13 protein-coding genes are annotated in these 12071 nt (G+C 74.0%); 5 read left to right on the forward strand and 8 right to left on the reverse strand.

What is annotated here, in order from left to right; all coding sequences use genetic code 11:
• Positions 1-88 precede the first annotated feature (88 nt).
• Positions 89-889 (reverse strand): esterase/lipase family protein, encoded by an 801-nt coding sequence (locus tag ACIQTO_RS27470; protein WP_402393206.1) that lies wholly within the window; start codon positions 887-889, stop codon positions 89-91.
• 329 nt (positions 890-1218) lie between these two features.
• Between ACIQTO_RS27470 and ACIQTO_RS27475 the strand changes: the two genes are divergently transcribed.
• Entirely contained in the window at positions 1219-1548 is a 330-nt protein-coding gene (locus ACIQTO_RS27475) for a MoaF-related domain-containing protein (protein WP_329490584.1), read from the forward strand.
• A gap of 77 nt (positions 1549-1625) precedes the next feature.
• On the opposite strand, the gene ACIQTO_RS27480 is transcribed toward ACIQTO_RS27475, so the two are convergent.
• A complete protein-coding gene (locus ACIQTO_RS27480) occupies positions 1626-2768 on the reverse strand; it encodes an alpha/beta hydrolase (protein ID WP_402393208.1) in 1143 nt (380 codons plus the stop codon).
• A gap of 270 nt (positions 2769-3038) precedes the next feature.
• Positions 3039-3659, reverse strand: a complete 621-nt coding sequence (locus ACIQTO_RS27485) for a TetR family transcriptional regulator (protein WP_402393211.1) — start codon at positions 3657-3659, stop codon at positions 3039-3041.
• Positions 3660-4123: 464 nt separating this feature from the next.
• Here ACIQTO_RS27485 and ACIQTO_RS27490 point away from each other — a divergent pair, with 464 nt between their 5' ends.
• From ACIQTO_RS27490 to ACIQTO_RS27500, 3 genes are all read left to right on the forward strand, one after another.
• Positions 4124-4888 carry an SDR family NAD(P)-dependent oxidoreductase gene (locus ACIQTO_RS27490; protein WP_402393214.1) on the forward strand — a complete coding sequence of 255 codons (765 nt, stop codon included), beginning with the start codon at positions 4124-4126 and terminating at the stop codon, positions 4886-4888.
• Between the two features lie 184 nt (positions 4889-5072).
• On the forward strand, positions 5073-6080 hold the full coding sequence (locus tag ACIQTO_RS27495; RefSeq protein WP_402393216.1) for an FHA domain-containing protein: 1008 nt from the start codon (positions 5073-5075) through the stop codon (positions 6078-6080).
• Between the two features lie 47 nt (positions 6081-6127).
• Positions 6128-6520: a hypothetical protein gene (locus ACIQTO_RS27500; RefSeq protein ID WP_402393219.1), complete on the forward strand. Its 393-nt coding sequence runs from the start codon at positions 6128-6130 to the stop codon at positions 6518-6520.
• A gap of 67 nt (positions 6521-6587) precedes the next feature.
• On the opposite strand, the gene ACIQTO_RS27505 is transcribed toward ACIQTO_RS27500, so the two are convergent.
• From ACIQTO_RS27505 to ACIQTO_RS27525, 5 genes are all read right to left on the reverse strand, one after another.
• The gene (locus ACIQTO_RS27505) at positions 6588-7493 is read right to left on the reverse strand and encodes a phosphotriesterase (RefSeq protein WP_402393221.1); all 906 of its coding nucleotides are present in this window, start codon (positions 7491-7493) and stop codon (positions 6588-6590) included.
• Between the two features lie 53 nt (positions 7494-7546).
• On the reverse strand, positions 7547-7963 hold the full coding sequence (locus ACIQTO_RS27510) for a carboxymuconolactone decarboxylase family protein (protein WP_402393223.1): 417 nt from the start codon (positions 7961-7963) through the stop codon (positions 7547-7549).
• Between the two features lie 17 nt (positions 7964-7980).
• A complete protein-coding gene (locus tag ACIQTO_RS27515) occupies positions 7981-8556 on the reverse strand; it encodes a DUF4865 family protein (protein ID WP_402393225.1) in 576 nt (191 codons plus the stop codon).
• Positions 8557-8628: 72 nt separating this feature from the next.
• Positions 8629-9195 (reverse strand): TetR/AcrR family transcriptional regulator, encoded by a 567-nt coding sequence (locus ACIQTO_RS27520; RefSeq protein ID WP_402393227.1) that lies wholly within the window; start codon positions 9193-9195, stop codon positions 8629-8631.
• A gap of 233 nt (positions 9196-9428) precedes the next feature.
• Positions 9429-10448, reverse strand: a complete 1020-nt coding sequence (locus ACIQTO_RS27525) for an LLM class flavin-dependent oxidoreductase (RefSeq protein ID WP_402393229.1) — start codon at positions 10446-10448, stop codon at positions 9429-9431.
• A 487-nt stretch (positions 10449-10935) separates the two neighbouring features.
• Between ACIQTO_RS27525 and ACIQTO_RS27530 the strand changes: the two genes are divergently transcribed.
• Positions 10936-11925 (forward strand): aldo/keto reductase, encoded by a 990-nt coding sequence (locus ACIQTO_RS27530; RefSeq protein ID WP_402393232.1) that lies wholly within the window; start codon positions 10936-10938, stop codon positions 11923-11925.
• Positions 11926-12071: the final 146 nt, after the last annotated feature.

The following is a 12071-nucleotide window of genomic DNA, read 5'->3' on the forward strand; positions in this document are numbered from 1 at the left end:
ATCAGTTGGCCGCGCCGGCGGCTGCCGTGGTACCGCCGGGCCGGGTGACCGGCCGGTCACCCGGCCCGGCGGTACCCGGGCGGGCCGGTCAGTCGAGCCAGGCGTCGACCTGGCTCATCGCCTCGGGTGCCCAGGCCAGCTCCAGGTGGTTGAGCCCCCCGAGCAGCCTGCTGCCGCCGACCGTGCCGATGCCGGTGGTGTCCAGCGCGCTCCGGGTGAAGACGATGCCGTCACTGGGCCCGCGGTTCTCGTTGAGGACGCCCGGGATGTCCGCCGCACCGCCCGCGAGCAGGTAGGTGCGGACCGCCGCCGGGATGCCGGCCCGCTGGAGCGGTCCGATCAGCGACCCGGCGTCGATCGCCGCCCGGATGCCCTGTCCCGCGGTGTAGTACCCCTGGCCGCCGTAGTACGTCGTCCACCAGTCCTGGGCCCCGGCGTCCACCCCGTAGCTGCCGTCCCACCGGGCCAGCAGCTGGCGCTGGCCCGGGTAGCAGTCGTAGCCGCCGCTGGGCAGCACGCCGAGGCACGGCTGCGCGGTGTACGTGCCGTAGCAGGTCATGGACAGGTGCGGGGAGGGCGCGTTGGCGGTACCGCCGCAGGCCGGCCAGACCGCCGGCGAGAACGCCCAGCCGTGCGCGTAGACGTAGTCCAGACCGCCGTTCGGCCCGCCGAGGGTCACCAGCCGGCGGACATCACCCGCGTACGCCCGGCCCCAGGCGGGCCGCACCGAGGAGACGTAGGCACGGGCGGCGACCTCGCCCTTGCTCCAGGCGACCACGTCCACCTGCGGCACCCCGAGCCTGGCGCGGATCAGGGCGACGGCGTCGCCCACGGCCTGCGTCTGGAGGAGGTTGTCGCCCTGCTTGTGGGCGAAGTTGATCGCGAACACCCGGTGACCGTCGGCGGCCAGCTGCTGGGCGAGACCGGTCGACGGGCAGGCCGACGCCCCGGCGGCACCGCAACCGCCCCCTTCGCCGGGGGCGGCCCAGGCGCGGTCGGCGTTGTCGTTGGCACCGTGGACGAGCAGGACGGGGGTCGCCCGGGTGCCGGTGTCACACCCGGCGGCCGGACCGCGTGGCGGCCGGCCCCGTGGCGTCAGGCCCCGTGGCGTCAGGCCCCGTGGCGGGGTGTCCGCAAGTCCGCCGCGAAGGTCGGCCGGTCGGATAGGTTGGGGGTCCAGCCGTACCGCACAGACGAGAGACGAGGACCCGTCCCGCCATGACCGCGCCCCTGCCCGCCTTCGCCGGCCGCACCTACCTCTTCCAGGTCGACAACGGCGCGGCCTTCCGCAACGCCTACTCGCCCGACGGCAAGCGGCTGCGTTGGGAGGGTCTCGGCGAGTCGGCGGGCCAGTGGGAGGACGTGGCGCTGCACATCGCCGAGATCGGGCCGGAGCTGTACTTCGTCAGCTGGACCGAGCAGAGCGGCATCACCGTCAGCCATGTGATGGACCTCGGCAGGCTCACGGTGCGCGCGTTCTGGACGTACGAGGGCGAGGGCGGCCGGGTCGGCGAGCTGCACACCGGAACCCTGGAGCCGGTGGCCTGAGCCACCGGGCCGCCGGGCCGCCGGGCCGCCGAGGCGCCGAGGCGGCTGACCGCGAAGCCGCCCGAGCGGCCGCGCGGTCAGACCGACTGGTCCGGCACCTTGAGGTGCTGGGAGAGCCACTCCAGCGAGGACGGCAGCAGCCTGCTCCACGTCTCGAAGTTGTGCCCACCGGTCTTCATCATGCTGTAGGAGACCTTCATCGGGCCGTGCGCGGCGGCCACGAAGGCCTCGGTGTCCCGCCGGTAGTCGCCGTCGCCCTCCCTGGTACCGGCCAGCAGCACGGACACCCCGGGGTGCGGCAGGTTCTTCAGCCGCCACATCAGGTCGGCCTCGTTGCGGCGCTGCTGGCTGCCCTTGAAGAGGTCCCCGGTGGTCGGGTCGTCGGCGGCCTGGTAGTAGCCGGAGAGCGAGACGGCGGTCGGGAAGACCTCCGGGTGGCGCATGGCGAGCTTGAGGGCGCAGTAGCCGCCGGTCGAGTTCCCCATGAAGCCCCAGGCCTGCGGGTCGGCGGAGACCCGGTACGTCGCCTGGATCGCGGCCGGGACGTCCTTGGTGAAGTACGTCTCCGACTGCGCGCCGCCCGGGATGTCCTCGCACTCGGTGTCCTGCGGGAGCGCGGGCGAGGGGCGCATCAGCACCATCACGGTCGGCTGCATCCGACCCTCCTGGAGCAGCTTGAGCGCCGCGCCCGGGTAGTTCAGCCGGGTCACCAGGTTCTTCGCGATGCCCGGGAAGCCGGTGCTCACGATCACCGCCGGGAACTGCTTCTGCGCGTACTCCGGCTGGAAGTACTGCGGCGGCAGATAGACGTACCCCTCGGTGGAGAGCCTGGTGGAGGCGCCGTCGATGCGGACCTCGCGGATCTCGCCGGACTGCCTGGGGTCGCGGCCGAGCGCCCCGCCGCCCTTGACGGAGGCGTGCCCGATGGTCTCCACCTGCAGGCGACCGGAGGCGTCCGCCTTGTTCTGGATGACGACCGGGCCGTTGTCACCGGTGCCGAGCAGGTCGTCCCAGCTGCCGTAGAAGGCGAAGTAGTTGTTGGCCACCAGACCCAGCGCCGCGAGCACCGCGAGCTGGGTGGCGAGCAGCGCGCCGATCCGGCCGAGCACCGCCCGCCAGGACCTCTTCGCCAGTCTCGGCCAGAGCCAGACCGTGCCGGCCGTCAGCACGACGGCGATCAATACGGTCAGCGCCAACACCTTGTGGCTCGTCAGACCCATGTCCTGCTTGCTCCCACGCCTCGAACTCCCTCGCCCCCGCTGTAGGGACACCCGGGACGGCCGCCCCGGTTCCCCCGTCCACCGCGGAAGCCACCGCCGAGGCGCGATCAACAACCCTAGCGCTCCAGCGGGGCCGCCCGGACCCGCCGACCAGCGGGGACGGCGGACCGGTCCGACGGCGGGGCCGCAGGCGGGCGGGCCGACGGACGACGAAGGCCCGGCGGGCGCACGGCAGCGGGTGGGGCCACGGGAGCCGGGGCTGAGGCCGCGTCAGCTGACGCTGCTCCAGAGGCGCAGTCCGGCGATGAGTTCGCGCATGCACCGGGCACCCAACTCCTGGGGCGAGCCCGGTCCGGTGGCGGGGGCGTCGGAGAAGGCCCACTCCTCCAGGGCCACCCGGATCGCGGTGGTCGCGGCGGCCGCCGCGAGCCGGATCTCCAGCTCGTCGGTGCCCCGGGGGCAGCGGGCGGTGAGCACCGCGCGCAGCCGCTCCTCCGAGTCGGCGTGCACCCGCTGCCAGACCGAGTCGAGGCGGGGATCGCGCAGGAGGTCACGGGTCCAGTGCATGGCCTCGACAGCCGGGGTGTCGGTCGGCGTCAGCGACTCGACCGCCGATCGCTCCAGCGCCTCGCGCACCGGCAGGTCGGCCGAACTCTCCGCGAAGAGCAGCACCCAGCGCCGGCCGCCGGCCGCCAGCAGCGGGGCGACAGCGTCCTCCTTCACGGAGAAGTAGCGGTAGAAGGTGCGCACCGAGATGCCGGAGGCGAGCGCGATCTCCTCGGCCGTGGTCGCCTCGGCGCCGCGCTCGGCGAAGAGCGCGGCGGCGGTACGGGCGATCTCCAGTCGAGTGGTGTCGCGGCGGCGTTGGTTCAGGGTGGGGCGTCCGATCACGGGGCCCAGCCTACGCGGGCCGGCGGACGGGGTGGCGCGACGTGCCGCAGTGGCATGGCCTGTCTGATCGGCGTGCTGTGCCGTGGTGGCGTGAGCTGCCCGATCGGCGTGACGTGCCGTAGTGGCATGGCCTGCCCGATCGGCGCGCTGTGCCGCCACGGCGTGGCACGTCCGGGTGGCATGGCCTGCCTGGATGGCGCGGCCTGCCTGATCGGCGTGACGTGCCGCCGTGGCACAGCACGCCTGGATGGCATGGCAGGCCTGCGTGGCACAGCACGCCTGCATGGCGCGGCCCGCCCATGCGGCGCAGCGCGCCGGAGCGGCCGCCGTCGAGTGATGTGGCAGCTCAGGCCGAGGTGTCATGACGTGCCAACTAGGCATGACGTGACTTATTGGCACGTCATGCCACTTCGGCGTACCGTGTCAAGGGAGGTCGCGAGACCACAAACGAACGGAGTACCACCATGGAGCGCTTCAGCGGACGCAAGGTCCTGATCACCGGCGGCGGCTCGGGCATCGGCCAGGCCACCGTGCACCGGGTCCTCGCCGAGGGCGGGCGGGTCGTCGCGGTCGACGTCAACGAGGACGGCCTGAAGGCCACGCTGGACCGGGCCGTCGCCGACGGCACCGCGGACCGACTGACCACGTCGGTCGTGGACATCTCGAACGAGGCGGCGGTCCGCACGGGCGTGGCCGAGGCGGTGGCCGGGCTCGGCGGGCTGGACGTCCTGGTCAACGCGGCCGGGATCCTGCGCTCCTCGCACACCCACGAGACCAGCCTGGAGTTCTGGAACAAGCTGATCGCGGTCAACCTGACCGGCACGTTCCTGATGACCCGCGAGGCGCTCCCGGCGCTGCTCGCCGACGGCCGGGGCGTGGTGGTGAACTTCAGCTCCACCTCCGCGACCTTCGCCCACCCCTACATGGCCGCGTACGCCGCGACCAAGGGCGGCATCCAGTCGTTCACGCACGCGATCGCCTCGGAGTACGCCAAGCAGGGCCTGCGCGCGGTCTGCGTGGCTCCCGGCAGCATCGACAGCGGTATGACCAACAACCCCGGCCTGCCCGCGGACGCCGATTTCAGCCTGCTCGCCAAGCTCTCCCCCGCGCTCGGCCAGGGCTTCGCCGGGCCCGAGACGGTGGCCGGCGTGATCGCCATGTTGGCCTCGGACGACGGCGCCTTCGTCACCGGCACCGAGATCCGGATCGACGGCGGCACCCACATGTGACCCCGGTTCGTGCCCCGGGTAAGTGCCCCCGGCCACCCCCCGGGCCCGCGCGGTGGCCCCGGGGGTGTCCTGGGGCGCCGCGGTGGCCTTTACTGGAAGGGAGGGCACCCGAGCCGGCGGACGGACGCCGCACCGTGTCGCCGCCGCCGGTGGTTCAGCGGCTCGCCCGGCAGGAGGCCGTGCCATGAGCTCACCTTCGCGAGAGCAGGCCTTACCCCGTCTCGTCGTCGACAGTCCCGACCGGCTCCGGGGCCAGGTGTTCGTCCTCGCCGACCAGCCGATGCTGGTCGGCCGGGACTCCAATTGTCAGATCCGGGTCGGCGATCCCGGCGTCAGCCGACGCCACGCCGTGGTGTGGCGGTCCGACGGTCACACCAGCGTCGAGGACCTGGCCTCCACCAACGGCACCCGGCTGAACGGCCACCCGGTGCGGGGACAGCAGGAGGTGCACGCCGGGGACGTCCTGGACTTCGGGCCCTTCGAGGTGCACTACGAGGACCCGTACGAGGCCGCCACCGTCGCCGGCGCCGGTGCGCAGGGCCCCGCCGCCACCACCCGGACCGCCGAGATGCCGCTGCGGCAGGAGCCGGCGGAACGGCGCGGGCCGCAGGGAGCACCCCGGCCGCAGCCACCGCTCGCACCCCCCGTCCCGCCGGACGGCCCCCGGCACTACCCGCCGCCGCAACGGCCCGCGGCGGAGCGGCCCCCACCGGACCGGCACCCACCGGACCGGCCCCCGCCGCCGCCCGGGGCGGAGCGCCGGTTCGACGTGGGGCAGCAGCAGGCCGGCAATCTCAGCAACGTCGCCGGCGACCAGTACAACTACGTCATGCAGGCCCGGCGGGAGAGCTTCTTCCGCGAGATCGCCGCCACCCGGACCAAAGCGCGTCACCTGGTCGTGACGGGCTTCGTGCTCTTCGTGGTCGGCGGCGCGGTCTACGGCTGGGCGATCATCCGCTTCATCGCCAAGACCAATGACGCGGTCAGCTCCGCCCGCCCCGATGTCACCGTGCCCAATGTGCTCGGGCCGGAGATCGGCGGCATGCCGGTGGGCGCCATCGGGTTCGCCGTGGCGGCGATCGGCAGCGTGCTGATCGTCATCGGCATCGTCCTGCACATCGTGGCCACCTCCCGGCGACGCCGCTTCGAGTCGGAGGAGGCCCAGCGACTGCAGGCGCCACCACCCCGCTGAATCCCCGCCCACCCCGTACTCCCGGACCCACGGACCGGAGGCCCGCCATGGTCTTCAACATCGGCAACCAACAGGGCGGCGTGATCAACAACGTCGCCGGCGACCAGACCGTCCGGGGTGGCCAGTCGGGTCACTTCACGGCGGACGGGCAGGACGTGCGCGGGCTGGTCGGCGAACTCCGCAGCGCCGTCGAACGGGCGCAGCTGCCGCCGGCGGTCGCGCCCGAGGTCCGGACCGAGCTCGACGCGCTGGACACCGAGGTCACCCGGCCGGAGCCGGACCATGAGGCGGTGGCGGGCCGGCTCACCCGGATCACCCGGCTGCTCTCCTCGGCCGGCGCACTGGTCGCGGCCGGCACCGGGCTGCTCGGGCCGCTCTCCGCCCTGGCGGGCTGGCTAGGCGCGCTGGGCCAGCCGATCCTGCGGGCCCTGGGCGGCTGAGCGGAACCCCGGGTCGGACCCCGGGCCGGACGACGGACACCGAACACCGGGCGACGGGCGACCGGCCTCAGGCGGCGGAGCGGGGGACGGCCAGGGCCTCGGCGGGGTTGGTGACGAGGAGCCGCCGGCTCAGACCGGGGCCGAACTCGCGGTCGAGGCGCGGCCCGACCGACGTGAGCAGGTGAGTGGGCCCGGGGCTGTGCCGGGCGGTGCGGGTGGTGGTGTCGCCGCCGAGGAGGAGCCGGTCGGCGTGGCCGGCCTCGACCAGCGCGGCGACGGTGTCGAAGAGGTGGTGGTCGGTGGCGTGGTGGGCCCGGGAGGGACCGTCCAGGGCCAGGTAGGCGCCGGAGCCGGCGAGGTGCCGGTGCAGACGCAGGTCGGGCAGGCGGTTGAGGTGGCCGAGGATCACCCGGTGGGCCGGTACGCCGTACTGCCCGCAGAGCAGGTCGAGGACGTCCGGCGCGGCGGTCCCCAGTTCGTGGTGGACGGCGATCGGGGCTCCGGTGGCGTGGTGCGCCTCGGCGGCGGCCGCCATCACCCGGCGGGTGTGCGGGCCGAGGCCGTGGTAGTCGCCCGCCACCTTGATCAGCCCGGCCCGGACGCCGGCGGGCGCGTCGCGCAGGCCGGTGGTCAGCTCGGCGGTGAACAGCTCGGCGAGCCCCTCGTACAGCCCGGCGAGCAGCTCCGGTTCGTAGTGGACGGCCTGGTGCAGGCCGGTGGCCGCGACCAGGTGCACGCCGGTCGCCCGGGAGAGTCCGGGGAGGTCGGCGGCGCCGCGGCCCATCCCGTACGGGGTCCACTGGACCAGCGCCCGGCCGCCGGCCGCCGCGAAGTCGCGCAGCACCCGCTCGGCCGCCGCCGGGTCGTCCAGCTCCTCGCCGGGCAGCCGGGGACTGCGCAGGAAGAGGTGGTCGTGGGCGTCACAGACGCCGAACTCGGCCGGGTCGAGGTCGCCGAGAACGGTACGGATCACGCTGCCCCCGGCAGCGGCAGAGGCGACGGTGGCGGCGGCAGGGCGGGCGGCGCTCACGCGGCCCGGCCCTCGGCGTCCGCCTCGGCGAAGGTGGCCCGGACCACCCGCAGGCCGGCCAGGGCCTTGGGCACGCCGACGTAGGGCGCGAGATGGACCAGCACCTCGGTGATCTCCGCCCTGCTCAGCCCGACCCGCAGGCTGTTGCGAACGTGGTCGGCGAGCTGCGGTTCCACCCCGCCGAGGGCGGTGAGCGCGGCCAGGTTGGCCACCTGGCGGTCGCGCGGCGCCAGCCCGGGCCGCTGGTAGGTGCCGCCGAAGAGGCTGGTGACGATCCAGTCGGCGAAGCCGGGGGCCAGCTCGTCCAGACCGCGCAGGGTGGCGGTCTGGGTCTGCGGGCCGGCGAGTTCGTCGAGGAGCGCGTAGCCGGCGGCCCGGTCGAACGGAGCGGGGACGAGGTCGGCGGGGTTCATGGCGGGAGGGCGTCCTTTCACCAGTGGCGGCCGGCGGGCAGCCGGTCGAGTTCGGGGGCGGAGAGGTGCAGCACCCGGTAGCGGGTACCCGGGTCGGCCTCGGGGGCGGGACCGGTCCAGAGCGCGACGCGCAGCAGCTCCCAGCGATCGGGGTCGACGGCCACCGCGGCCGTGTGCAGGCCCGGGTCGTCGGGCAGGGCGGCGAGGGCGGCCTCGACGGCCTCGGCCGGGTCGGTGCCCTCCGGGACGCGTTCGAGTCGGCGGGTGGCGGCGACCACGGACCCGGCCGCGACGCCGCGGCGCAGACCGGCGCCGAGCCAGTGCCGGACGGCCGGGCGGCCGAAGTCGGCGCTCAGGCCCCGGAAGCCCGGGCCCCAGAGAAAGCTGTTCATGCCCTCGGGGGTCCGCCAGAGGTAGAACGGGGCGTACTGGTTGACGGGCGAGCGGTCGTGGCCGCGCTCGCGGACCAGGTACGCCTTGAGGCCGAGGCCGGGGTAGGCGTCGAGCAGGTGGCCCTTGTCAGCGACCCGCCGGTGGATGATCCCCATGTCGTAGTCGGCGGGGAGGGTGATCTCGTACTGCATGGCGTGCACGGCGGGGTCCTCGCGGGGGGCTTCGGATGAAGGACGGGGTGGCGGCGGGCGCGCCGGGCCGGGCCGGCGGCCTCAGCCGGTGCGGTGGGCGGCGAGCAGTCCGAGGGCGCCCCGGACGGCCTGGTCGAACGGCTCGGCCGTCCCGGCGGCGCGGGCGAGCACATAGCCGCCCTGGACGACGGCGACCACCGCGGCGGCGGTGTCGGCCGGGTCGGCGGCGGGGGCGAGTTCGCCGGCGGCCTGCCCCTCGGCGATCACCGCGGCGAGCCGGCCGCGCAGCCAGTCGAAGGTCTCCTCGACCGGGGCGCGCAGCCGCGGGTCGGCGACCACGTCCGGGTCCTGTGCCATCCGGCCGATCCGGCAGCCGCGCAGCACGTCGCGCTCGCGGCCCAGGTAGCGGGCGATCCGGTCGTAGGCGGTACCGGGAGCGGCCAGATCCGCTTCGGCGACGGCGCGCATCTGCTCGGCGCTGCGGCGCAACGCGGCGGCGGCGAGGTCGGGCTTGCCGGCGAAGTGGTGGTACATGCTGCCCTGGCCGACGCCGGCGCGTTGCTGGATGGCCTTGGGGCTGGTGCCGACGTAGCCACGGTCCCAGAGGAGTTCCTGGGTGCTCTCGATGAGGCGGTCCTGGGTTGCCATGCGGCCACTGTACCTACTGGTACGGACAGCTGTACATACCAGTAGGTACAGAAGATCGACGGGAATCCGGAGGCGCCGGTGGGCCGTGGGCCGCCCCCGGCGGTCCGCGGCCCCGCGTGATCACCGTCCCCCGGCCCGCCCGGCCGCACGCACCGGGCGACCGTGGCGCGCGTCACGCGACGGGCGGACCGGGCGGCGCGGCGCGGCGCGGCGAAGGCAGCGCGCGTCGGCGGTCAGGGCAGCGCGCGCCGGATCACCGGGGCCACCTCGGCGGCGAACAGCTCCAGTTGCTCGTGCTGCGCGTCCTCGGTGAGCGCGTCCACACCGATGCCGACCACCTCGTTGCCGAACGCCTCGTGATAGCGGTGGATCTTCTCGATCACCTGCTCCGGACTGCCGACCAGCGCCGATCCGCGCTCCAGGGCGTCCTCCAGCGACTCGAACGGCGAGTTGTTGTGCTTGCCGGCCGCGGAGTCGAACAGCGCGTTCCAGTACGGACGGAAGCCCTCGACGGCGTCCTGGGAGCGCTTCGCGAGGAACAGGCCGCCGAAGCTCGTTCCGACCCGGGCGTCCTCGGGGTCACGGCCGTAGTGCTCCCAGCGCTCGCGGTAGTGGTCGACCAGCGCCTTGTACTTGGCCAGCGGATGGAAGGAGTTGGCGGAGAACAGCGGATCACCGAAGCGGGCCGCGAGGTCGGTGGACTGTTCGCTGGTCGCACTGCCGTGCCAGACCGGGATCGGGGCCTGGAACGGGCGCGGCGAGGTGGTGACCTCCCGGAGCGGTGGACGGGTGCTCCCCTCCCAGCTGACCTTCTCCTCCCGCCAGAGCCGGCGCAGCAGCGCGTAGTTCTCGGCCAGCGCGTCCCACTGGCGCTCCTCCGGCAGTCCGAACAGGTCGAAGTGGCGCGGATCGTTGCCCTTGCCGATGATCAGTTCGAGGCGCCCGCCGGAGAGTTGGTCGAGCACCGCGTAGTCCTCGGCGACCCGGACCGGGTCCAGGATGCTGAGCACCGTCACGGTGGTGAAGAGCCGGATCGTCGAGGTGCGGGCGGCGATCGCGCTGAGCAGCACGGGCGGGGCCGGGGAGAGGAACGGTTCGCCGTGCCGCTCCCCCACCCCGTAGCCGTCGTAACCGAGCTGTTCGGCGGTGACGGCCTGGTCGATGACGTTGTGCAGCTTCTCGTACGGGGTGCGCTGCACGCCGGTGACGGGGTCGGGGCCGTTGGAGACGAGGGACGAGACGGTGAACCGCATGGCGGTCTCCTTGTGGGGCGCTCGGTGATCGCTCGGCGCGGTGCGCCGGCGTTCGGCGGGGAACTACGGGGAACCGCAGGAGGGCCTGCGGGAGGACGCGCGGGAAGGACGGGGCCCGGCGGAACCGCGCGGGGGACCGGGCGAGGCCGACGGAGCCTCGCGGACCGCCCGCACTCCGGCACGGCTCACGCGCTCCGGCGGGGATCCGGCGCCACGAAGGACCGGCGCCGCCGGCACGACGGCGGCGTACCCGGGGCTCCGCCACGCCCGCACGGAGACGACCGTGGGGGCGGCGACGCGCGCGACCGGCGCGGCGGTGGTGTCAGCTGGAGCCGTCGGTGCGGCGACAACAGCGCGGGAGAGCGGCGCGGATGGTCATATCGGCTCCCCTTCGCCTCGCGCACACACGATCAACCGCGAGCATATGCACCGGTCAGGAGCGGGGCAAGAGCTTGATCGGGGCGGCGGTCCTGGCAGGATGTCCGGCATGACGTACCTCGCCGCGGATGACCGCTATGCCTCGATGACCTACCGCCGGGCCGGCCGCAGTGGCGTCCAGCTGCCCGCCGTCTCGCTGGGCCTGTGGCACAACTTCGGGGACAGCCAGCCGCTGGAGGTGCAGCGGGCCGTCCTGCGCCGCGCCTTCGACCGGGGCATCACCCACTTCGACCTGGCGAACAACTACGGCCCGCCGTACGGCAGCGCCGAACGCAACTTCGGCCACCTCTTCGCGCAGGACTTCCGCCCGTACCGGGACGAGCTGTTCATCGCGAGCAAGGCGGGCTGGGACATGTGGCCCGGCCCGTACGGTGACGGCGGCAGCCGCAAGTACCTGCTGGCCAGCCTGGACCAGTCGCTGGGCCGGATGGGCCTGGACTACGTGGACGTGTTCTACTCCCACCGCTACGACCCGGACACTCCGCTGGAGGAGACGATGGGCGCGCTGGACACGGCGGTGCGCTCGGGCCGGGCCCTGTACGCGGGGATCTCCAACTACCCGGCGGAGCAGCACCGGGAGGCCGTGGCGATCCTGCGCGAGCTGGGCACCCCGGCCCTGCTGAACCAGTCCGCCTACTCGATCCTCAACCGCTCCGTGGAGGAGGGGGTACTGGACGCGGTCGGCGACACCCGGACCAGTCTGATCGCCTACTCTCCGCTCGCCCAGGGCCTGCTGACGGACCGCTACCTCTCCGGTGACGTGCCGGCCGGGTCGCGGATGTCGGTCGGGCGGTTCCTGAAGGAGGAGGCGCTGACCGGCCCGAAGCTGGAGCAGCTCCGCTCGCTCGCCAAGGTCGCGGAGCGGCGCGGGCAGACCCTCGCCCAGCTGGCGCTCTCCTGGGTACTGCGTGACGAGCGGGTGGCGTCGGTGATCATCGGCGCGAGCAGCGTCGCCCAGCTCGACCAGAACATCGACGCGCTGAACGGCGGCCCGCTGACCGCCGAGGAGCTGGCGGAGATCGACGCGCTCAGCCGGTGAGCCGGCCGGCCCCGGCGGGTCGTGCGGTGCGCACCGGGCCTTCTCGGTGCGCACCGCGTGACCTGCCGGGGCTTCGGGCGTTGTACCGTCCGCACACGTCCTTCGAGACCCGGGAGTCCCCGTGCGGACGATCCTCCTGCGCGCCC

It is taken from the genome of Kitasatospora sp. NPDC091207 (genome assembly GCF_044768625.1).
Taxonomy (GTDB): Bacteria; Actinomycetota; Actinomycetes; order Streptomycetales; family Streptomycetaceae; genus Kitasatospora.